Raw genomic sequence first — 22,816 nt, 5'->3', positions numbered from 1 at the left:
CGCCGCGCGCCGGCTGCCGGCCGGCAGCCAGGCCGCCCTGGGCATCCGCCCCGAGGCCATGGCGCCGGCGCCGCTGGCCGGCGACGGCCTGCTGCTGCAGGGCCGGGTGTGGGCAGTCGAGCCGGTGGGTTCGGACCAGTTCATCGACATCACCACCGCCGGCGAGGACGGCCCGCGGCTGCGCGCCAGGTTGTCGCCGGAACGGCGCTACGAGGTCGGCGCACCGATCGCGCTGGCGTTGCCGGCGGCCCGCCTGTACCTGTTCGACGCCGCCGGCCTGCGGGTCCATGGCGGCGAGGAGCCGCGCGCATGAGCGCCGCCAGCCTGCCGCGCGCGTCCGTGCCGCTGCCCGCCCGCGGCGGCAAGGAGATGTCGGACCTGGGCTTCGCGCTCACGGTGATCATCGCGGTGTACGCGCTCAACACCCTCATCATCGGCGTGCCGCTGGGCTATTCGTTCTGGCTCAGCCTGCACGACACCAACGCCATCCTGCGGACCCATGAGTTCGTCGGCGCCGACCTGTATGGCGAAGTGCTGTCCGACAGCGCCGTCACCGATGCCATCTGGCGCAGCCTGGGCTTCGTCGCGATGTGCGTGGCCGGCTCGTTCGTGGCGGCCTTGGGCATCGCCCTGGTGCTGAACGAGGACATGCCGCTGCGCGGCCTGGTGCGTGGCCTGGCGCTGCTGCCGTGGGCCATGTCGCAGGTGGTGACGGCGACGGTGTTCTCGTTCCTGCTCAATCCCAGCTTCGGCGCGCTCACCGGTCTGCTGGCGCCGCTCGGGCTGGCCGGTCCGGGCACGGTGTGGCTGAACAGCGACTGGGCCCTGTTCTGGGTGGCGCTGGCCTTCGTCTGGCACATCGCGCCGCTGGGCAGCTTCTTCTACCTGGCGGCGCTGCAGACCATTCCGCGCGATCTGTACCGCGCGGCGCGGGTGGACGGCGCCGGCCCGCTGGCGCGCTTTCGCCACATCACCCTGCCGCACCTGAAGCACACCACGCTGATCGTGCTGGTGGTGATGACGGTGGAGGCGGTACGCCAATTCGACCTGCTGTTCTCGCTGACGCGCGGCGGGCCCGGCACGTCCACGCAGATCCTGCCGCTGCTGATCTTCCGCTACAACTTCGAGTTCTCGAAGTACGGGCTGGCCTCGGCCGCGGCATTCCTGCTGACGGTGCTGTCGCTGTTGCTGGCCACCGCCTACTTCATGCTGATCCGCAAGAAGCGCACGCAAGGAGGCCATCATGCGCAATGACGCGGCCCGTGTGGCCGGCGAAGGCTGGCGCCCCTGGCTGGTGGGCGCGGGCGTGGCCCTGGTGGCGTTCTGGTGCCTGTTCCCGCTGTACTGGACGCTGAAGGCCTCGTTCATGGACGAGTCGGCCATCATCATGGGCGTGGCGAACCATGCTCGGGGCTACACCTTCGACAACTATCTGCGGGTGCTGGGCCTGTCCAGTTCCGATTCCATCTTCGGCGGCCAGACCCGTGCCATCATGGCGGGGTTCGTCAACAGCGCGCTGGTGGCGCTGCCGGCCGCGGCCGCGGGCACCGCCATCGCCACATTGGCCGGCTATGTGCTGGGGCGCTTCGAGTTTCCGTTCAAGGGGCCGCTGCTGTACGTGCTGCTGGCCTCGCGCACGCTGCCGCCCATCGCGCTGCTGATTCCGTACTACGTGTTCTTCGCCGCCATCGGCCTGGCCGGCAGCCTGTTCGGCCTGTGGATCGTCTACCTGACCGCCGTGATCCCGCTGCTGTCGTGGGTGCTGATGGGCTATTTCGCCTCGCTGCCGGTCGAGATCGAACGGGCTGCGCGCATGGACGGCTGCACCCGCTGGCAGATGCTGCGCCACGTGACCCTGCCGATGGCGCTGCCGGGCATCGCGGCGGCCTTCATCATCGCCTTCCTGGTGGGCTGGAACGACCTGCTGTTCGCCATCGTATTGACCGGCGGCACCTCGGCCCAGACCCTGTCCGCGGCGCTGCTGGGCCTGTCGCCGCTGATGCCGGGCTTTCGCGCCGACCTGGGGCTGTTCGCCGCCGCCAGCATGCTGGCCGCCCTGCCGCCGCTGGCGCTGGCCATGCTGTTCCAGCGCTTCATCACCAACCTGAACATCGTCGATCCCGTGACGAGCAACACGGACTAGGAAGCACGCATGACCATCGGCATCGCCGCATACGGATCCAACGCCGGCGCGGCCGTGCGCGCCGCCGCCCTGGGCGCCGAGCTGCTGGGCCACGGCGCCATCGGCGGCTTCGCCGTGTTCGCGGTGCTGGACGAGGCAGGCCGGGTTCATCATGCGGCCTGCCAGCGCGGCGGCGTCACCGCGCTGGACCTGCCGCCGGCCTGGCTGCGGGCGCGCCATGCCGCGCTGATCGAAAGCGGCCCCGACCGCCCCGAACCGCTGGCGCAGTTCCTGCCCGGCGCCGATGGCGTCGGCCTGGTGACCGGCCACCGCCTGCCCAACCGTCCCGGCGCCGACGGCGTGCCACTCAATCAGGCAGTGCTGCGGCGCCTGGCGGCGGGCGAGCCGGCGCAGGTCGCCGTGGCCGAGGTGCTGCATGCGCATCCGGAAGTCGATGCCGGCCTGATCGCATTGTCCGCGTCCGGCCAACTGGCCTGCGGCAACAGCGCCCGCGTGGCGCGCCGGCCCGACCAGGGCCAGGCCGGGCGCGACGACGGCGCCAGCCGGCTGGCGCTGCTGCACAATTCGATCTTTCCCTGCCCGCCCCTGGCCGAGGCCATGGCCGACCTGGCCTGGCAGGTGCTGACCGGCGGCGTCGGCGCCTATCGCGCCCTGAGCCTGCGCGCTCCCGTGGCCATCACCGCCGGCCCGCGCGACCGGGTGCGGGTGGACGACCGGCTGCGCGTCACCGCCATCGAACAGGCCGACCCATCGCTGCCGGTGACCCGGCGGCGCGCCAATGCCATCTACCTGGGCAGCGAAGTCTGGCAAGATGGCAGGCATATCGGCCATACCGTCAGCGAACTCGTTGTGGATATGGCCGACGGCCGGGTGTTCGGTCTGCCGGACCCCGCCCGCTCCCTCATCATCATGAAGGAACCGGCCAATGTCCCGACGTGAGAATACCGAGCGCCAGATACTGCAAGCGCTGGAAGACCAGATCAAGGAAACCGGCATGGGCGGCGTGGGTATCAACGCCATCGCCAAGCGCGCCGGCGTCAGCAAGGAGCTGATCTACCGCTACTTCGACGGCATGCCCGGCCTGATGCTGGCCTGGATGCAGGAACAGGACTTCTGGACCCGCAACCCCGGCCTGCTGGCCGCCGGCGAATCCAGCCAGCGCAGCCCGGGCGAACTGGTGCTGTCGATGCTGCGCGCGCAGCTCGACGCGCTGGCTGGCAACGAGACGCTGCGCGAGGTGCGCCGCTGGGAGCTGATCGAACGCAACGAGGTGTCCGCGCCGCTGGCCGAACGCCGCGAGCGCGCCGCGCGCGGTTTCATCGACCGCGTCGACGGCCTGACCGACGACATGGATACGCCCGCCGTGGTCAGCGTGATGCTGGCGGGCGTGCTGTACCTGATGCTGCGCGCCAAGACCGAAAGCCACTTCCTGGGCGTGCCGCTGCGCACCCCGGAAGGCTGGGACCGCATCAACGGCGCGCTCGAACACCTGGTCAAGCACGGCTTTCCCGCTGCGCTCAACCAAGAATCCCTGGCCAACCTGGAGGCGCGCCGCAAGAAGCCGCGGCCGCCCGCCGACACCGAGACCTGACCGCCCCATGCCCGCGCAACCCGACCCGCAGGAATATGACCTCATCATCAGCGGCGGCCGCATTGCCGACGGCCTGGGCGGCCCGGCGCGCCGCGCCGACCTGGCGATCCGCGGCGAACGCATCGCCGCCCTCGGCGACGGCTCGGGCTGGCGGGCGGCGCGCCGCATCGACGCCAGCGGCCAGGTGGTGGCGCCGGGCTTCATCGACTGCCACACCCACGACGACCGCGCCCTGCTCAATTCGCCGCTGATGCGGCCCAAGGTCAGCCAGGGCGTCACCACCGTGGTCACCGGCAACTGCGGCATCAGCCTGGCGCCGGTGCACGCGCCCGGCGATGCCGTGCCGCCGCCGCTGAACCTGCTGGCGCAGCACACCGGCGAACTGTATGCCCGCATGCAGGACTACGCCGCCGCCCTCGACGCCAGCCCGGCCGCCGTCAACAGCCTGGCCCTGGTGGGGCATTCGAGCCTGCGGGTGTCGGCCATGGCGCGCCTGGACCGGCCCGCCGACAAGCGCGAGATCGCCGCCATGCGCCATGCGCTGGACCAGGCCATGGCGGCCGGGGCCGCGGGCCTGTCCACCGGCCTGTACTACCCCACCGCCATGCACGCCAGCACCGAGGAAGTGATCGGCGTGGCCGAGCCGCTGTCGTCCTGGCAGGGCCTGTACACCACCCACCTGCGCGACGAGGCCGACCACGTCTGCGACGCCATGGAAGAAGCCTTCCTGATCGGCCGCGCCGCCGACGTGCCGGCGATCCTGTCGCACCACAAGGTCACCGGCAAGCACAACCACGGCCGCACCGCCGAAACGCTGGCGCTGTTCGACCGCGTGCGCGCCGACCAGCCGCTGGGCATGGACGTCTACCCCTACGCCGCCTCGTCCACCATCCTGGAACCGCGCCGGGTGCCGGCCGGCGAGAAGATCATCGTTACCTGGTCGCAGGCGCGGCCCGAGATCCAGGGCGTGGATCTGCGCGAACTGGCGGCGCGCGAGGGCAAGGACCCGCAGCGCCTGGCCGAGGAGCTGTCGCCTGGCGGCGCCATCTATTTCTCGATGGACGAAGACGACGTCAAGCGCGTCATCGGCCACGGCAGCGTGATGATCGGCTCCGACGGCCTGCCGCACGACCAGCGGCCGCATCCGCGCCTGTGGGGCGCGTTTTCGCGGGTGCTGGGACGCTATGTGCGCGAAATGCGGGTGCTGGGCATGGAAGAGGCGATCCGCCGCATGACCAGCCTGACCGCGGCCCAGTTCGGCCTGCGCGATCGCGGCGTGCTGCGCGCCGGCAGCTATGCCGACGTGGTGGTGTTCGACCCGGCCAGGGTGGCCGATATGGCCACCTTCGCCGAGCCGCTGCAACCGTCCGCCGGCATCCAGGCCGTGCTGGTCAATGGCCAACTGGTGGAAGCCGGCGGGGCGCCCACCGGCGCCCGCCCCGGCCGCCTGTTGCGCGGCGCGGACCGCGCCGCGCCCGGCTTCGAGACGCCTGCCTGGGCCGCCTGAATCCCGTCATCCGGCGCCGCTCGCGGGCGGCGCCCCGTTCCCGGAGCATCATGCACACAATCGTCATCGGCGCGGGCGTGGTCGGCATGGCCACCGCCTACTATCTGCACCGCGAAGGCCATCGGGTCAGCGTGGTCGACGCCGGGCCCGGCCCCGGCCTGGCCACCAGCCGGGCCAACGGCGCCCAGCTCAGCTACAGCTTCGTCGCGCCGCTGGCCGACCCCGCCGTGCTGCCCAGGTTGCCCGCCTGGCTGCTGGGCCGCGACACGCCGCTGCGCTGGCGGCCGCGGCTGGACCCGGCGCAATGGCGCTGGTGCCTGCATTTCCTGCAGGCCTGCACCCATGGCCGCAGCCGCGCCACCACCCGCGAGTTGCTGGCCCTGGGACTCTACAGCCGCCAATGCGTGCACGATCTCGTCGAGCGCGAACGGCCCGATTTCGATTTCAGCTCGCGCGGCAAGCTGCTGGTGTACCAGGACGCCGCCGCCTACGGCCGCGCGCTGGCGCAGAGGGACTACCAGGCCACGCTGGGCTGCGAGCAACGCGCCCTGGACCGACAGGCCTGCCTCGACCTGGAGCCGGCGCTGGCCGACATCGGCGCCAGCATCGCCGGCGCCATCTACACGCCCACCGAGGACGCCGGAGACTGCCTGAGGCTGTGCACCGAACTCGAACGCCTGCTGCGCGCCGCGCCCGGCGCGGTGGATTTTCATTTCGACACCCCGGTCACGGCGTTGCGCGCCGAAGGCGGCCGCATCGTCGCGCTGGCCACGCCGCAAGGCGAGCTGCAGGCCGACCATTACGTGCTGGCCGGCGGCATCGGCGCCCAGGCGCTGGCGCGCCGCATCGGGCTGGACCTGCGCATCTATCCGCTCAAGGGCTACAGCCTGACCTACGCCCTGACGCCCGACAGCATCGCGCCCGCCTCGAGCATCAGCGACATCGGCCGCAAGGTGGTCTATGCCCGGCTGGGGCAGCGCCTGCGGGTGGCGGGCATGGTCGATATCGGCGCCGCCGACGGCGCCGTCGATCCGCGCCGCACACGCAGCCTGGAAGCGGATGTGGCGCGCTTCTTCCCGCGCCTGAATCCGGCCGGCGCGCCGCAGACCTGGGCCGGCCTGCGACCGGCGCGCCCCGACGGCAAGCCGCTGATCGGCGCCACCCCGTGGCACAACCTGTGGCTCAATGCCGGCCACGGCGGCCTGGGCTTCACGCTGGCCGCCGGCAGCGCGCGCATGCTGGTCGACCTGATGCGCGGCCAGCGTCCAGCGGTCGAGGCGGCCGCATTCGCCCTGGCGGCCTGAAGGCGCGCCGGCAGCGGCGCGTTCCGCATGATCGCGGCCGGCAACGCGCCCGGCCGCCGTCCCGGCCTCAGTCCGCCTTGATGGCGCGGCTCTGGATCAGCTTGCCCCACTTGTCGCGTTCCTTCACCTCGAAGGCCGCCAGGTCGGCGCCGAACAGGTTGCCCGGCGTGGCGCCGCCCTGCGCCAGCGACTGTTTCAAGGCGGGAGATTGCAGCGCCTGCTTCATGGCGGCGATCAGTTTTTCGACGACCGGCGCCGGCGTGCCACGCGGCGCATACAGGCCCGACCAGGCCGTGACCTCGAAGCCGGGCAGGCCGGCTTCGGCCATGGTCGGCAGGTCGGGCGCGGCCGGACTGCGCTCGGCCGACGTCACCGCGATGCCGCGCAGACGGTCGCCGGCCTTGAGCGCGGCCATCGAACTGGGCAGGTTGTCCATCAGAATGTCGACCTGCCCGCCGATCACCGCCGGTATCGCCGCCGACGAGCCCTTGAACGGCACATGCAGCATCTGCAGGCCGGCCATCGATTCGAAATAGGCGCCCGTCAGGTGCACTGAAGACCCGATGCCCGGCGAGGCATAGGAGTACTTGCCCGGGTCTTTCTTCACCGCGGCCACGACATCCTGCAACGTGCGCCACGGCGAACCGGCCGCGACCGCCATCACGTTGGGCGTGGACGCGATCATGCCCAGCGGTACCAGGTCGGTGGCGGGATCGAAGCCGATGTTGCTGTACAGGAACTGATTGACGCTTTGCGTGCCGATCGAGCCCAGCACGATGGTGTAGCCGTCCGGCCGGGCGCGCGCCGCCGCCGCCACGCCCAGGTTGCCGGCAGCGCCGGGCTTGTTCTCGACCACGATGGACTGGCCCAGCGCCGGCCGCATGTGCTCGGCGATGGTGCGCGCGAAGATATCGGTGGTGCCGCCCGGCGGGAACGGCACGATCAGGGTGATGGGCCGCTCCGGCCACGTGGCCGCGGCGGCCGGGGCAATCATGGCGCCCGCTATCGCGGCCACCCCCGCGAGCGCCCGCACGGCGCCGGTTCCTGCACGAAACAACCTGCCCATCCTCTTTCCCCTTCGTGTGAAGTGTTCGATTGATCAAACGGAATCGGGTGCATCGGTACTTCGCGGTTCGACACGGCCGGCGCTGCCGTGGGCAGGCCTTCGTGTCGCGGGCTGGCGCCCGACGTGACCATGCGGTCACTTTTCCCGCATTAGGAACCCGGGGGCCCGGCTTGTCAATCGGGAGAAAGAGGAATCGGGCGTTATCCCTAGGGCCGGCTGGCCGGTTGCGGGGCCGCTGGCGCCACGGTCTGGCCCGCGCCATCCTGCGGCGCCAGCCCGTCCCAGCCGCCGCCCAGGGCGACTATCAGATTGACGCTGGCCACCAGGCGGTTGCCATACAGGCTGAGCGCGCTGCGCTCATTACTGAGCGCGGTGGCATCCACCACGGCCACGCTCAGGTAGTCCACCAGGCCGGCCTTGTACTGGTTCTGGATCAGCCGCAGCGATTCGCGCGCCGACTCCAGGGCGCGGCGCTGCACGGCCTGCTCGTTCTCCAGCACGCGCAACTGGATCAGGTAGTCCTCGACCTCGCGCAGTCCGGTCAGCGCCGCCTGGCGGTACGCCGCTGCCTGCGCGTCATAGGATGCGCGCGCCTGCTCGACCTGCGCCTGACGCGCGCCGCCGTCGAAAAGCGTCAGCGCCAGCGCCGGCCCCAGCGACCAGAAACGTGCCGGGGCGGTCAGCAGCTCGGCGAACTGGCCATTGCGGAACCCGCCGTCGGCCGACAGCGTCAGGCTCGGGAACCAGGCGGCCTGCGCCACGCCGATCTGCGCATTGGCGGCGGCCGCGCGGCGCTCGGCGGCGGCCACGTCAGGCCGGCGCTCCAGCAGCTCGGACGGCAGCCCCACCGGAATCTGCGGCAATTGCACCGAGAAGGGCGCCGGCGGCAGGCTGAACTGCGACGGCGCCTGTCCCATCAGCACCGCGATGGCGTGCTCGTACTGGCCGCGCTGCCAATCCAGGTCGATCGACTGCGCGCGCGTGCTTTCGAGTTGGGTGCGCGCCACGGCCACGTCCGCCTGCCCCGCCACGCCGACGTTATAGCGGTTCTGCGTGAGTTGCAGCGACTTCTCGTAGGCCGCGACGGTGGCGTCCAGCAGGCGCTTCTGCTCGTCCAGCACGCGCAGCTGCAGATAGGCCTGCACCAACGCGGCCTGCGCACTCAGGCGGGTCGCGGCCAGGTCCGCCAGGCTGGCGGCGGCGCTGGCCTCGGAGGCTTCGACGCTGCGCCGCACCCGGCCCCACACGTCCAGCTCCCAGCTGACGCTGCCGGTCAGCGAATATTGATTGGCGACGTTGCCCCCGCCGGCCGACGAGGACGACGCACCGCTGCCCCCGCCGCTGCCGGAGCGGGTCAGGCCCGCGCCCGCCCCCACCGTGGGGAAGAAGCCGGCGCGCGCGCCGCGCACCAGGCCGAGCGCCTGGCGGTAGTTGGCCTCGGCCTGGGCGATGGTCTGGTTGGAGGCATTGAGCCGGTCCACCAGGCCGTCGAGCGTGGCATCGTCGTAGACGCGCCACCATTGGCCGCGGTCGGCGACATCGCGCGGCTCGGCCCGCTTCCAGCCCGGCACTTCGCCTTGCCCTTCTTTGTAGGCGTTGCCCAGGTCCAGCGCCGGCCGCTGGTAGTCGGGACCGACGGCGCAGGCGGCCAGCGCCGCGCACAACGCCAGCGTGAGGCCGGCGCGCGGCAGGAAGGCGAAAGCAGGAGACTTGGCGTTGCGGATCATGGTTGTTCTATCGAAGCGGCGCCGCCGCGCCGGGTGCGCCCGCGCGCGGCCCAGAGACGGAAACGGTCAAGGTAGAGATAGACCACCGGGGTGGTGTACAGCGTCAGGATCTGGCTCAACACCAGTCCGCCCACGATGGTAATGCCCAGCGGCTGGCGCATCTCGACGCCGGCGCCGGACGCCAGGACCAACGGCAGCGCGCCGAAGATGGCGGCCATGGTCGTCATCATGATCGGCCTGAAGCGCGTCAGGCAGGCCTGGAAGATCGCCTCCCTGGGCGCCATGTGCTGGTTACGCTCGGCCTCGAGCGCGAAGTCCACCATCATGATGGCATTTTTCTTGACGATGCCGATCAGCAGGAACACCCCGATCAGCGCGATCAGCGTGAAGTCGGTGCGCACCAGCAGCAGCGCCAGCAGCGCGCCCAGCCCGGCCGACGGCAGGGTCGACAGGATCGTCAGCGGATGCACGAAGCTCTCGTACAGGATGCCCAGCACGATGTACATGGTGACCAGCGCCGCCAGGATCAGCCACGGCTGCTGCGACAGCGTTTGCTGCAGCACCGCCGCCGTGCCCTGGAAGCCGGCCTGGATCTGGTCCGAAGGCAGCCCGATACGCGCCACCGCGGCGTCAATGGCGGCGGTGGCCTGGCCCAGCGACACGCCCGGCGCCAGGCTGAACGACACCGTGTCCGCGACGAACAGCCCCTGGTGCTGCACGCTGAGCGGCGCGTTGGCGTTCTCGAAGCGGGCGAACGCGGCCATCGGCACGCGCTCGCCGCTCGCCGTGATGACCTCGACCTGCTTGAGCGACTCGATATCCTGGGCGAACTTCGGGTCCACCCCCAGCACCACGTGGTACTGGTTCAGCGGCCCGTACATCACCGATACCTGGCGCTGGCTGAAGGAATTGTTGAGCACGGCGGAAATGGTCGACATGCTCACGCCCAGCCGGGTCGCGGCATCGCGATCGATCACCAGGTTGATCTCGCGGCCCTTGTCCTCGACATCGGTGTCGACGTCGGTGATCTCGGGCACCTTGGCCATGGCCTGCTGCACCTTGGGCATCCAGGTGCGCAACAGTTGCAGGTCGCCAGACATCAACGTGTAGTCGTACGACCCCTGGCTCTGGCGGCCGCCGACGCGGATGTCCTGCTGCGCCACCAGGAACATGCGCGCGCCCGGCATGTTCTGCAATCGCGCCCGCAGGCGGTTGATGACAGCTTCGGCCGATACCTTGCGCTGCGCCAGCGGCTTGAGCTGGATCTGCATGAAGCTGCTGTTGCTGCCGCCACGGCCGCCGGCGTAGCCGGTCATGCTCTGCACCGCCGGATCGGCCAGCACCACCTTGCGCAGGGCTTCCAGCTTGGGCACCGTGGCCTGGAACGAGGTGCCCTGGTCGACCCGGAAGAAGCCCAGCAATTGGCCGGTATCCTGTTGCGGAAAGAAGCCCTTGGGCACCACGGTGTACAGGTACAGGTTCAACCCCACCGCCGCCGCCAGCACCAGCATCATCAGGCGGCTGTGCGCCAGCGCCCAGGCCAGGCTGCGGCGGTAGCCGTCCTGCATCCAGTCGAAGCCGCTCTCGGCCCAGCGCGCCAGGCGGCCGGGCGGCTTGGGCTGGTGGGGTTCGGCCTTGAGCAGGCGCGCGCACATCATCGGCGTCAGCGTCAGCGACACCACCAGCGACACCATGATGGACGCCGACAGCGTCACCGCGAACTCGCGGAACAGGCGCCCCGCCAATCCGCCCATCAGCAGGATCGGAATGAACACCGCCACCAGCGACAGGCTCATCGACAGCACCGTGAAGCCCACCTCGCGCGAGCCGCGCAGCGCCGCCCGCATCGGCGACATGCCGTTCTCGACGTGGCGCATGATGTTCTCCAGCACCACGATGGCGTCATCCACCACGAAGCCGGTGGCCACGATCAGCGCCATCAGCGAAATGGTATTGAGCGTGAAGCCGCACAGATACATGACGCAGAAGGTGCCGATCAGAGATACCGGCACCGCGATGCTGGGAATGATGGCCGCGCGCCAGCGCCGCAGGAACAGCAGCACCACCAGCACCACCAGGCCCACCGAGATGATCAGCGTCAACTCGGCCTCGTGCAGCGAAGCGCGGATGCTGGGCGTGCGGTCCTGCGCCACGGTCAGCTGCACGTCGGCCGGCATCAGCGCCAGCAGCGTCGGCAACTGGGCGCGCACCGCGTCCACGGTCTCGATGATGTTGGCGTCGGCCTGGCGCCGCACGATCATCAGGATCGCATTGCGCTGATTGAAGAAACCGGTCTGGTACAGATCCTCGACCGAATCCTCGACCTTGGCTACGTCCGCCACCCGCACCGGCGCGCCGTCGCGCCAGGCCACGATCAGCGGCCGGTACTGCTCGGCGCGGCTGAGCTGGTCGTTGACCATGATCTGCCAGTGGTAGCGGTCGTTCTCCAGCACCCCCTTGGGCCGGTTGGCGTTGGCATTGGCCAGCGCGGTGCGCACTTCGTCCAGCGACACGCCGCGATTGGCCAGCGCGCCCGGCAGCACGGTCACGCGCACCGCCGGCAGCGAACTGCCGCCCACCGTGACCTCGCCCACCCCATTCACCTGCGACAGCTTCTGCGCCACGATGGTCGAGGCCAGGTCGTACATCTGCCCCTGGCTCAGGGTATCGGACGTCATCGCCAGCGTCATGATGGGCGCGTCCGACGGGTTGAACTTGTGATACGTAGGGTTGCTGCGCAGGCTGGTCGGCAGCAGCGAGCGCGCCGCGTTGATGGCCGCCTGCACGTCGCGGGCAGCGCCGTTGATGTCGCGCGACAGATCGAATTGCAAGGTCACGCGGGTCGAACCCTGCGTGCTGCTGGACGTCATCTCGGTCACGCCGGCGATGCTGCCCAGCGAGCGCTCCAGCGGCGTGGCGACGCTGGAGGCCATGGTCTCGGGGCTGGCGCCCGGCAGGCTGGCCGACACCGAGATGGTGGGAATGTCCATCTGCGGCAGCGGCGCCACCGGCAGCAGGAAGAACGACAGCATGCCCGCCAGCACGACCGCCAGCGACAGCAGCGTGGTCGCCACCGGCCGCACGATGAAGGGCGCCGACAGGATCACGGCGCGTCTCCGGCAGGCGCTTCGCGCAGGCCGCGCCAGCGCCGCGACAGGCGGTCGAACATCAGGTAGATCACCGGCGTGGTGAACAGCGTCAGCACCTGGCTCAGCAGCAGGCCGCCGACCATCACCAGGCCGAGCGGCTGGCGCAGCTCGGCGCCGGTGCCGGTCGACAGCATCAGCGGCAGTGCGCCGAACAACGCGGCCAGCGTGGTCATCAGGATCGGCCGGAAGCGCAGCAGCGCCGCCTCATGGATCGCGGCGCGCGGCGACAGCCCGCGCTTGCGCTCGGCGTCGAGCGCGAAGTCGATCATCATGATGGCGTTTTTCTTGACGATGCCGATCAGCAGGATGATGCCGATGATGCCGATCATGTCCAGCTCGGTGCCGCTGATCAGCAGCGCCAGCAGCGCGCCGACCCCGGCCGACGGCAGCGTCGAGAGGATGGTGATGGGGTGGATGTAGCTTTCGTACAGCACGCCCAGCACGATGTACATGGTGACGATGGCCGCCAGGATCAGCCACAGCGTGCTCGACAGCGAATTCTGGAACGCCAGCGCCGCCCCTTGGAAACGTGTCTCGATGCCGGCCGGCAGGCCGATCCCGGCCTCGGCCGCGGTGATCGCCTCGACCGCGTCGGACAGCGAGGCGCCGCGCGCCAGGTTGAACGACACCGTGACCATCGGGAATTGGTCCAGCCGGTTCACCGCCAGCACCGTCTTGCCCTCGGTGATGCGGGCGATGGACGACAACGGCACTTGCGCGCCGGAGGAGGTCGGCACGTGGATCTGGCCCAGCGAGGCCGGGTTCATCTGGAACTGCGGCTGCACCTCCAGCACCACGCGGTACTGGTTGGACTGGGTGAAGATGGTGGATATCAGGCGCTGGCCGAAGGCGTCGTACAGCGCCTCGTCCACCACCGACGCCGTAATTCCCAGGCGCGAGGCGGCGTCGCGGTCGATCTCGACCCAGGTCTGCAAGCCGTCATCCTGCAGGTCATCGGTCACGTCCGTCAGGCCCGGCACCTGGCGCAGCCGCTCGATCAGCTTGGGGGTCCATTCGCTCAGCACCTTCAGGTCCGGATTGGACAGCGTCATCTGGTATTGCGTGCGGCTGACCCGGTCCTCGATGGTCAGGTCCTGCACCGGCTGCATGTAGACGGTCAGGCCATCCTGCTTGCCAAAGGCTTCCTGCAGCCGCGCCATGACGGCGCGCAGGTCACCGCTGCGCTCGGACTGCGGCTTGAGCGCGATCTGCATGCGGCCGGCGCTGAGCGTGGCGTTGCTGCCATCCACGCCGATGAACGACGACACCGCCTGCACATCGGGATCCTCCAGCGCCAAGCGCGCCGCCGCCTGCTGGCGCTCGGCCATGGCGGTGAATGAGATCGATTGCGGCGCCTGCGTGATGGCCTGGATCAACCCGGTGTCCTGCTGCGGGAAAAAGCCCTTGGGAACCAGGATGTACAGCAGCACGGTCAGCGCGAAGGTGGCCAGCGCCACCAGCAGGGTCAGCGGCTGGTGCCGCAGCACCTTCTGCAGCATGCGGTCGTAGGCGGCGATGGTGCGGTCGATGAAGGCGCCGGTGACCTGATGGAAGCGGCCATGCTTCTGTTCGGATTCGGCGCGCAGCAGGCGCGCGCACATCATCGGTGTCAGTGTCAGCGACACCACCAGCGATATCAGGATCGACACCGCCAGCGTGATGGCGAACTCGCGGAACAGCCGCCCCACCACCTCGGTCATGAACAGCAGCGGAATCAGCACCGCGATCAACGAGAAGGTTAACGAGATCAGCGTGAAGCCGATCTGCTGCGCGCCCTTGAGCGCGGCCTGCAGCGGCGTCTCGCCCTCTTCGATGTGGCGGGCGATGTTCTCGATCATGACGATGGCGTCGTCCACCACGAAACCGGTGGCGATGGTCAGCGCCATCAGCGTCAGGTTGTTGATGGAAAAGCCCGCCAGGTACATGATGCCGAAGGTGCCCACCAGCGACAGCGGCACCACCACGCTGGGAATCAGCGTCGCGGTCAGGCTGCGCAGGAACACAAAGGTCACCATCACCACCAGCGCCACCGCCAGCAGCATCTCGAACTGCACGTCGGCCACCGAGTCGCGGATGGTCTGGGTGCGATCCGACACCACCGTCACGTCCAGCGTGGCCGGCAGCGCGGCGCGCAGTTGCGGCAGCAGCGCCTGGATGCGGTTGACCACGTCGATGACGTTGGCGCCAGGCTGGCGCTGGATGTTGAGCAGGATGGCCGGTTTGTCGCCGGCCCAGGCGGCCTGGCGCGTGTCCTCGGCGCCCTCGACCGCGCGCGCCACATCCGACAGGCGCAGGGGCGCGTTGTTCTTGTAGGCGATGATCAGGTTGTTGTAGTCGGTCGGCGTCTTGAGCTGGTCGTTGGCGTTGACGGTGGTCGAGCGCAGCGGCCCATCCAGGTTGCCCTTGGGCTGGTTGACGTTGGCGCCCACCACGGCGGTGCGCAGGTCGGCCAGCCCCAGGCCATTGGCCGCCAGCGCCTGCGGATTGACCTGCACGCGCACGGCCGGGCGCTGCCCGCCCGCCACGCTCACCAGGCCCACGCCCGGAATCTGCGACAGCTTCTGCGCCACCCGCGTGTCCACCAGGTCGCGCACCTGCGGCAGCGGCATGGTCGGCGAGGTGATCGCCAACGTCAGCACCGCCGCGTCGGCCGGGTTGACCTTGTTATAGGTCGGCGGCACCGGCAGGTCGCTGGGCAGCAGGTTGGACGCCGCGTTGATGGCGGCCTGCACCTGCTGCTCGGCCACGTCCAGCGGCAGCGTCAGGTTGAACTGCATGGTGATGACCGAGGCGCCGCCCGAACTGGTCGACGACATCTGGTTCAGGCCCGGCATCTGGCCGAACTGCCGCTCCAGCGGCGAGGTCACCAGCGACGTCATCACATCGGGACTCGCGCCCGGGTACAGCGTGGTCACCTGGATGGTGGGGTAGTCGACTTCGGGCAGGGCCGCGACCGGCAGCAGACGGTAGGCGATGAAGCCGGCGATCAGGATGGCCACCATCGACAGCGTGGTGGCCACCGGCCGCAGAATGAACAGGCGCGACGGGCTCACGGCGCGGCCTCCGGGTCAGCGCGTGGCGGGCGTGGTGCCCGCCGGCGCGCCCCCGCCCAGCGACTTGTCCTTGGCGGCGGGAATCACCTTGTCGCCACCCACGATCTCGACCTTGGCGCCAGCGCGCAGGCGGTCGGTGCCCTCGGTGACGACGCGATCGCCCGGCTGCAGGCCTTCGTTGACGGCCACCATGCCGTTGTTGATGGCGCCCAGCTTGACCTGCCTGACCTGCACGGTATTGTCCGGCTGCACCAGGAACACGAAGGCGCCGGCCGACCCCTGCTGCACCGCCGCCGTCGGAATCGCGGTCACGCCCTTGCGTGTCAACACGTGCAGACGCACGTTGACGAACTGGTTGGGAAACAGCGCGTCGTCCTGGTTGTCGAACCTGGCCTTGAGCTTGAGGGTGCCGGTGGCAACGTCGATCTGGTTGTCCAGCGTCTCCAGCGTGCCGGACGCGATGCGGTGGGTGTCGGCGCGATCATAGGCTTGCACCGCCAGGGTCTTGCCCTGGGCCAGTTCGGCGCGCACTTCCGGCAACTGCGTCTCGGGCAGCGTGAACACCACCGAGATCGGCTGGGTCTGCGTGATCACCACCAGGCCATTGGTGTCCGAGCTGGACACCAGGTTGCCGCGGTCGACCAGGCGCAGGCCGAGCCGGCCGCTGATCGGCGCGGTGATGCGGGCGTAGTCCAGCTGCAGCCGGGCATTGTCGACATTGGCCTGGTCGCTCTTGATGGTGCCTTCGTACTGGCGCACCAGCGCGGCCTGGGTGTCGACCTGCTGCTTGGCGATGGAGTCCTGCTTGAACAGGGCCTGGTAGCGCTGCAGATCGCGGCGCGCGTTTTCGAGCAGCGCCAGGTTCTGCATCTGCGTGCCGCGGGCCTGGTCCAGCGCCACCTGGAAGGCGCGCGGGTCGACCTGGGCCAGCAGATCGCCGGCCTTGACCCGCTGGCCTTCCTGGAAGGCCACGTCGACCAGTTCGCCGCTGACGCGGCTACGCACGGTGACGGTGTTGTAGGCCGTAACGGTGCCCAGGGACTTGAGGAAGATGTCGATGTCCTGCGTGACGGCGCTGGCCACCCGCACCGGCACGGCCATATTGGCCATCGCCGCGGCCATGTTGGGCCGCCCGCCCGCGCCCGGCCGCCCGCCGCCCGGCTTGGCCGCCGGCCGCAGCGCCAGCCAGGCAATACCGGCAACCACCAGCAACAGCACCGCCAGCCCGATGATTCTGCGGCGGGTCCAGCGGGAAGGCGATGAAACGGGACGGCTATCGGACATGGGATACGGTTCCGGCACAGACGGAGAAAACCGTATTGTGACCCAGGCGGCCGACATTTCCGTGATTGCCCGTTGCCGCTGAAATAGGCCGCAACAGGAATCGGGGCGGGATCGACGCCGGACACGGCGTCCGGGCGGCGGGCTACGCGTGCTGCCGCTCGCCGGAGCGAGGCAAGCCCGGATGCGGGCTGCCCGTATGCCGGTTGCCCGTATGCCGCCTCAGGAATTGCAGAGCGTCATCTGGAACGGGATGCTGCGGGCCACCTGCTGGGGTTTGAACTCGCCGTCCTGGGTCGAGAAGCGGATCCAGATCATGTACTTGTTGGCGCTGATCTCGGGAAACACGCCCTGGGCCGAGTCCACCCACACCCGCAGCAACTGGTACTGCTTGCCGCCCAGCATCTGCTGGTAGGCGCCCTGCTCGGCCACGATGTCGGTCTTGCGGCCGGACTCGCGCAACAGGCGCAGCGCCATGGTCAGGCCCTCGAACAGCGGAGCGAAGGGAGCCAGCCAGGCCTGCAGGTCGGCGCAACGCGCGGCCTCGGGCTTTTGCTGCCAGGCATAGTACGAGGGCATGTCGACCTGGGTGGCGCCGCCGGGCACCGCCAGCCGGCCACGCAGGCTGGTGAGCCATTCGTTTTCCCGCAACGACTGGCCGGTCTTGCCGGGCGCGGCGAGCGACGCCGAGACTTTCTCCAGCTCGCGCAGCATGCCTTCGAGCGCGTCCTGCGCCACCCCGGGGTGATCGCGCAGGCCCACCAGCGCCACGCGCTGGCGTTCGAGGTCCTGCAGCACCGCGCCCTTGACGTCGGTGCGCTCGCACACGTCGAGCAGGTCGAACAACGAGGTGACGGCGACCTGGTGCAGGCGTGAATCCCCCTCGCGGGCAAAGAAGAACAGCCTGTCGAACAGGTATTCGAGCCGCAGGTAAGCGCGAATGCGCTCATTGAAGGGATATTCGAAAACAATCACGCTTGTAATCAGGCCCATCGGAAGCCGGCCCGCGGGCCGGGATTATTCGGGAGTGCCGGCCAAGCCCGGGGCTTGCCGGCCCGTCGAGGCCGCCAGTGCAAGCCAGCGGTCGTGCAGGATCTTTGCCTGCGCGCGCAAATGCGCCGGCGAGGTCGCGCCGCCATTGTCGATGACGTCGTCCGCGACTTCGAGCCGGCTGGCCCGCGCAGCCTGTGCCGCCATGATACGCCGGATGGCTGAGTCCGTCAGCCCGCTGCGCGCCCGCACGCGCGCCACCTGCGTGTCCGGATCGCAGTCCACCACACAGATGCGATCGACACGATCGCGCCAGCGCGCGATCGACTCCACCAGCAGCGGCACCACGAATACCAGGTAGGCGCCGCGCGCGGCCTCGGCCTGGCGCTCGGTCTCCAGGCCGATGGCCGGATGCAGGATGGCCTCCAGGCGCAGGCGGACCTGGGCGTCGGCAAAGGCGCGCTCGCGCATCCAGTCGCGATCGAGCGCGCCGGCCGGCGTCAATGCGTCCGGGCCGAACTCGCGCTCGATGGCGTCCATGGCGCCACCGCCCGCCGCCGTCAGCGCACGCGCGATCTCATCGGTGTCGATCACCGACGCGCCCCATTCGCCCAGCATGTCGGCCACGCGCGACTTGCCCGAGCCGATGCCGCCTGTCAAACCAATCTTGAACATGTTCGTCCTTCGCTCGCGGCCCGGCCCCGCCCGGCTACGCCATCCGGCGCGTGCCGCCGCGGGCCATGCGCGCGTTCACAACAACCACCCCAGGCCCTGCTCGCCCCCCAGCAGCAGCACGGCCAGGCCGGCCAGCGCCAGGTACGGACCGAATGGCAGCGCCTGGCCCCGGCGGACCCGGCCGCTGAGCGTCAGGGCGCCTCCCACCAGCACGCCCGCCACCGACGCGGCCAGCAGCAGCATGGGCAGCGCGCCGACGCCGAACCAGGCCCCCAGCGCCGCCAGCAGCTTGAAGTCGCCAAAGCCCATGCCTTCACGCCCGGTCAGCAGGCGGAATGCATGAAAGATAACCCACAGGAACAGATAGCCGGCGACCGCGCCCACCACCGCCATCGGCAAGGGAGTGAAGGCATCGAACAGGTTCACCAGCAGGCCGGCCCAGGCCAGCGGCAACGTAATGGCATCGGGCAGCAGCGTCGATTCCAAGTCGATCCAGGCCAACGCCACCAGCGCCGCCGACAGCCCCATGGCGCACAGCGCGATGGGGGTGGCGCCGAAGCGCCAGGCGCAGACGGCGAACAGCACGGCGGTGAACCCTTCGATGGCGGGATAGCGCCAGCCGATCGGCGCCTGGCAGGCGGCGCAACGGCCGCGCAGCGCCAGCCACCCCGCCAACGGCAAGCGGCGCCACCCGGTCACGGGCGCGGCGCAATGCGGACAATGCGCCGCCAGCGCCCACAGGCCAGGATCGGCGGGCGGCCGCGCCGGGCCCGCCGTCTCCTGGCAATGCGCCTGCCATTCGCGCTCCATGAGACGCGGCAGGCGATGGGTCACCTGGGTCAGCCAGCTGCCGACCGCCAGGCCGGCCAGCGCGGCCAACGCCACGAACCACGCCAGGGGTATGGGAAAGACATGCCAGAGCGTTGTCATGGCCGCTCCGGCCAAGCGGCGCGGCGGGTCCGCCATCCGGCGGGAACGGCGCGCCCGCGGGCGGGCCGCCCGGAGCCGTGTCGTAATTTGTGCATAAAGTGCCGCCGGCGCCTTTCACGGTTGGGGTGAACGTATCGAATCTTCGCATAAGTGCGTAAAATCGGAGACAGACTCAATTTACGGATCAGTTGCCATGACCGCGCGCGTCCACCTCCTTACCCGCCCCCGTAAACTCGGCATCCTGGGGCTGCTGCTAGCGGGCACGGCGCTGGGTGCCGCGGGCTGTGCCCAGCAACGCACCGAAGGCTATTACGATCCCCCCGCCGAAAGCACCGTGACCGACGCCCAGTACCAGGGTTCCGGCGCGGGTTATCGCACCGTGCTGCGGGCGCCGTCGCAGGTGCAGATCGCGCTCAAGCCCGACCAGAAGAAGACCCCGTCGCAGGCTGCCGCCAGCCAGGGCGCCACCACCGAGGACGGCCAGGCCGTGCCCGAAGGGGCCAGCGCCGATGCCGCCGCCCCCGCGCCAGCGCCGGTCGCCTCGCAAAGCACCGCCGCCAACAGCCTGGTGCCGCAGCCGCAGACCTACATGGGCACTCTGCCGTGTTTCTCGCCCGCCATGCAATGCACGGCGCAGCGCGTGACCCTGACGCTGGCGCCCAACGGCCGCTGGCGCGGCCGCACCGCCTACCTGGAAGACGATCCGAAAAAGGCGGCGCCGGTGGTCGAACAAGGCTGCTGGGATGCCACCGACGAACATCCGCCGCGCGTCATCCTGCTCGATGCCCGGGGCAACGTGCGGGTCGAATTCGTCGTGGCCGCCAACAACGTGCTGCGCGTGCGTTCCATCGGTGGCAAGACGCCCAACCTGAACTACAACCTGACGCGCCAGCCGGATCTCGATCCGATCGACGAACTGGCCAAGGCCCAGGCGCCCCAGTGCCCCTGAGCCTGGCCGGCCGCTGATCGATCCGCCAGCCGCCAGCACCCACCGCAGGGCCTGCCTGACAACGCGTCGGCAGGCCCTGTGTCTTTCGCGGCGCGCCTCCAGCGCTGCCCGATGTGAGCGCCTACTTGCTCCAGAATCCTTTTTTTACAAGCTCCGTGGCGCGATCCGCGATCACCACGGCGACCGTGTCAGGGGAGGTCGCATAGCGGGCCGGCGCGGACCCGGCCCGCGCGCAGCCGGACATCGTCGGCGCCGCTGGCGCCACGCCGGAGTGGCCGCGCCCGCACAGCCGGCATGCCAGCGCCATGGCGTTGCGCACGTCGAGCTTGGCGAAGATCCGGGCGCGATGGGCTTCGACGGTGCGCAGCGAGATCTCCAGGTCGATGGCGATGACCTTGTTGGGACGCCCTGCCACGATGTAATCGACGATCTCGCGCTCGCGCGGCGTCAACACGGAGAGGATGGCGGGCAGATCGGGATGGGGAACGTACATGGAACAACTCTGCAATGAAAGGTTGCAGAGAGTCTGCCCCGCCGCGGCTGGCCGCGTAAGCTGGCAATTTTGTCAGGGGGAGCCGCGCGCCGGTGAACGCGGCTCCTGCCGCGCACGGGCCGGCGACGCGAGCGGGCGCCCCCGGTCTGGATGAATCTCGGACCGGATCAGGCCGTGTAGGACAGTTCCAGATTGTCGATCAGACGCGTCGCGCCCAGCTTGGCGGCGGCCAGCACCACCACGGGTTCGCCGGCCAGCAGGTCGGCGGCTTCCGGACGCTTGAGGTCGCGCTGGCGGCGCAGGGCGATGTAATCGACCTGCCAACCGCGATCGGCCAGGTGCCGGGTGGCATCGGCTTCGAGCGCGGCGGCATCGCGTTCGCCCGCCGCCAGGCGCTGACCCAGCTGCCGCAGCGCGGCGTACAGGGCAGGCGCCTCGGCGCGCTCGGCATCGCTCAGGTAGCGGTTGCGCGAAGACAGCGCCAGGCCGTCGTCGGCACGCACGGTCTCGTGCGCCAGCACCTCCACCGGCAGCTGGAACTGGCGGCACATGTTGCGCACCACCATCAGCTGCTGGTAATCCTTCTTGCCAAACACCGCCACCCGCGGCTGGACACAGGAAAACAGCTTGAGCACCACGGTGCTGACGCCGGCGAAGAAGCCCGGACGGAACTCGCCTTCGAGAATGTCGCCCAGGTCGTCCGGCGGCTGCACGCGAAAGTTCTGCGGTTCCGGGTACATCTCGCGCTCATTGGGCGCGAACAGCACATAGACGTCGCGCGCACGCTCGAGTTTCTCGATGTCGGCGGCCAGGGTGCGCGGGTATTGGTCGAAATCCTCGTTCGGCCCGAATTGCAGGCGGTTCACGAAGATGCTGGCGACCACCGGATCGCCGTGCTGGCGCGCCAGCTTCATCAGCGCCAGGTGGCCTTCGTGCAGGTTGCCCATGGTGGGCACGAACGAGACGCGGTTCTGGCCGCGCAGGTGGTCGCGCAATTCCTGGATGGTGTGGACGACTTTCAAGGGAAATCTCCGGGATTGGGCGCACAGCCCGGGGGGAATCGGATCAGGCGGCGACCGCCGCGACGCTGGTATAGGCCAGGCGCACGTAGATGGGCGCGTACGGCTCGGCCTGGGTGATTTCCAGCAGCGACTCGCGCGCCAGTTCCAGCATGGCGATGAAATGCACCACCACCACCGCGGCCGGCGCGCCTTCGCGCACCCGTTCCATGAACAGGTCGCCGAACTCCATGAAGCGCACGTCGTTCAGGCGCCGCAGGATGTGCGTCATGTGGTCGCGCACCGACAGCTGTTCGCGCGTGATGTGATGGTGCTGGTTGAGCTTGGCCCGCTTCATGATGTCGGCCCACGCGGCGCGCAGGTCGTCGACGCTGACCTCGGGCAGCATGCGCTCGACGCTCAGGTCGGCGACCGCATGGCTGGTGACGAAGTCGCGGCCCAGCTGCGGCAAGGCGTCGAGCTTCTGCGCGGCCAGCTTCATCTGTTCGTATTCGAGCAGGCGGCGCACCAGTTCGGCGCGCGGGTCCTCGGGCTCTTCGCCGGTGTCGGTCTTCTTGACCGGCAGCAGCATGCGCGACTTGATCTCGATCAGCATGGCCGCCATCAGCAGGTACTCGGCGGCCAGTTCCAGGTTGTGGATGCGGATCTGTTCCACATACGACAGGTACTGGCGCGTGACATCCGCCATCGGGATGTCCAGCACATTGAAGTTCTGCTTGCGGATCAGGTAGAGCAGCAGGTCCAGCGGCCCCTCGAAGGCCTCCAGGAACACCTCCAGCGCGTCCGGCGGAATGTACAGGTCCGTCGGCATCTGGAACAGCGGCTCGCCGTACAGGCGCGCGAAGGCGACGCTGTCGACGGTATCCGGCGTGCTGTCGACGGAGGGTTCCACTAGCGCGGCCAGGGCATCGCCCGGGACGGAGGGGTTGTGGGCCATGG

At 69.6% G+C, this 22,816-nt stretch carries 19 protein-coding genes; 8 read left to right on the top strand and 11 right to left on the bottom strand.

The genetic code is table 11. The features are described from left to right. The 7 genes from HV701_RS21355 to HV701_RS21325 form a co-directional block, all read left to right on the top strand. On the top strand, nt 1-313 hold a 313-nt coding region (locus HV701_RS21355; RefSeq protein WP_175135008.1), incomplete at its 5' end, for a TOBE domain-containing protein. Then, complete coding sequence (locus HV701_RS21350; protein ID WP_236755166.1) at nt 310-1,254, top strand: carbohydrate ABC transporter permease; 945 nt, start codon at nt 310-312, stop codon at nt 1,252-1,254. The genes HV701_RS21355 and HV701_RS21350, both read left to right, overlap by 4 nt. After that, nucleotides 1,244-2,143: a carbohydrate ABC transporter permease gene (locus tag HV701_RS21345; protein WP_175135007.1), complete on the top strand. Its 900-nt coding sequence runs from the start codon at nt 1,244-1,246 to the stop codon at nt 2,141-2,143. Before HV701_RS21350 ends, HV701_RS21345 begins: the two co-directional genes overlap by 11 nt. 9 nt (nt 2,144-2,152) lie before the next feature. Then, complete coding sequence (locus HV701_RS21340; RefSeq protein WP_175135006.1) at nt 2,153-3,082, top strand: DUF6963 family protein; 930 nt, start codon at nt 2,153-2,155, stop codon at nt 3,080-3,082. Next, entirely contained in the window at nt 3,069-3,734 is a 666-nt protein-coding gene (locus HV701_RS21335) for a TetR/AcrR family transcriptional regulator (RefSeq protein ID WP_175135005.1), read from the top strand. Before HV701_RS21340 ends, HV701_RS21335 begins: the two co-directional genes overlap by 14 nt. Before the next feature lie 7 nt (nt 3,735-3,741). Further along, a complete protein-coding gene (locus HV701_RS21330) occupies nt 3,742-5,241 on the top strand; it encodes an N-acyl-D-amino-acid deacylase family protein (RefSeq protein ID WP_175135004.1) in 1,500 nt (499 codons plus the stop codon). Between the two features lie 50 nt (nt 5,242-5,291). Further along, nucleotides 5,292-6,545: a D-amino acid dehydrogenase gene (locus HV701_RS21325; protein ID WP_175135003.1), complete on the top strand. Its 1,254-nt coding sequence runs from the start codon at nt 5,292-5,294 to the stop codon at nt 6,543-6,545. A gap of 67 nt (nt 6,546-6,612) precedes the next feature. Here the strand turns inward: HV701_RS21325 and HV701_RS21320 are convergent, their stop codons facing one another. From HV701_RS21320 to HV701_RS21285, 8 genes are all read right to left on the bottom strand, one after another. Then, entirely contained in the window at nt 6,613-7,611 is a 999-nt protein-coding gene (locus tag HV701_RS21320; RefSeq protein WP_175135002.1) for a Bug family tripartite tricarboxylate transporter substrate binding protein, read from the bottom strand. A gap of 206 nt (nt 7,612-7,817) precedes the next feature. Continuing rightward, entirely contained in the window at nt 7,818-9,338 is a 1,521-nt protein-coding gene (locus tag HV701_RS21315) for an efflux transporter outer membrane subunit (protein WP_254595224.1), read from the bottom strand. Next, nucleotides 9,335-12,445, bottom strand: a complete 3,111-nt coding sequence (locus tag HV701_RS21310) for a multidrug efflux RND transporter permease subunit (protein WP_175135001.1) — start codon at nt 12,443-12,445, stop codon at nt 9,335-9,337. Before HV701_RS21310 ends, HV701_RS21315 begins: the two co-directional genes overlap by 4 nt. Further along, entirely contained in the window at nt 12,442-15,540 is a 3,099-nt protein-coding gene (locus tag HV701_RS21305) for an MdtB/MuxB family multidrug efflux RND transporter permease subunit (protein WP_175135000.1), read from the bottom strand. Before HV701_RS21305 ends, HV701_RS21310 begins: the two co-directional genes overlap by 4 nt. Nucleotides 15,541-15,555: 15 nt before the next feature. Further along, nucleotides 15,556-16,824 (bottom strand): MdtA/MuxA family multidrug efflux RND transporter periplasmic adaptor subunit, encoded by a 1,269-nt coding sequence (locus tag HV701_RS21300; RefSeq protein ID WP_175134999.1) that lies wholly within the window; start codon nt 16,822-16,824, stop codon nt 15,556-15,558. Between the two features lie 219 nt (nt 16,825-17,043). Then, nucleotides 17,044-17,796, bottom strand: coding sequence for a cell division protein ZapD (gene zapD, locus HV701_RS21295; RefSeq protein WP_244957784.1), 753 nt, complete (start codon nt 17,794-17,796; stop codon nt 17,044-17,046). A gap of 42 nt (nt 17,797-17,838) precedes the next feature. Next, entirely contained in the window at nt 17,839-18,486 is a 648-nt protein-coding gene (gene coaE / locus HV701_RS21290; protein ID WP_175134998.1) for a dephospho-CoA kinase, read from the bottom strand. A gap of 75 nt (nt 18,487-18,561) precedes the next feature. Next, complete coding sequence (locus HV701_RS21285) at nt 18,562-19,416, bottom strand: prepilin peptidase (RefSeq protein ID WP_175134997.1); 855 nt, start codon at nt 19,414-19,416, stop codon at nt 18,562-18,564. Nucleotides 19,417-19,609: 193 nt separating this feature from the next. On the opposite strand from HV701_RS21285, the gene HV701_RS21280 reads away from it, so the two are divergent. Further along, entirely contained in the window at nt 19,610-20,365 is a 756-nt protein-coding gene (locus HV701_RS21280) for a copper resistance protein NlpE N-terminal domain-containing protein (RefSeq protein WP_175134996.1), read from the top strand. A gap of 121 nt (nt 20,366-20,486) precedes the next feature. Here HV701_RS21280 and HV701_RS26970 read toward each other — a convergent pair whose 3' ends face one another. The 3 genes from HV701_RS26970 to HV701_RS21265 form a co-directional block, all read right to left on the bottom strand. Then, nucleotides 20,487-20,858 (bottom strand): response regulator transcription factor, encoded by a 372-nt coding sequence (locus HV701_RS26970; protein WP_175134995.1) that lies wholly within the window; start codon nt 20,856-20,858, stop codon nt 20,487-20,489. A gap of 167 nt (nt 20,859-21,025) precedes the next feature. Next, nucleotides 21,026-21,880, bottom strand: coding sequence for a pantoate--beta-alanine ligase (gene panC, locus HV701_RS21270; RefSeq protein WP_175134994.1), 855 nt, complete (start codon nt 21,878-21,880; stop codon nt 21,026-21,028). A 43-nt stretch (nt 21,881-21,923) separates the two neighbouring features. After that, nucleotides 21,924-22,814, bottom strand: a complete 891-nt coding sequence (locus HV701_RS21265) for a segregation and condensation protein A (protein ID WP_175134993.1) — start codon at nt 22,812-22,814, stop codon at nt 21,924-21,926. Between the last annotated feature and the right edge of the window lie 2 nt (nt 22,815-22,816).

Origin of the sequence: Achromobacter pulmonis, from assembly GCF_902859765.1 — a bacterium.
GTDB lineage: Bacteria > Pseudomonadota > Gammaproteobacteria > Burkholderiales > Burkholderiaceae_B > Achromobacter > Achromobacter pulmonis.
This window is presented reverse-complemented; position numbering and strand designations above follow the sequence as displayed.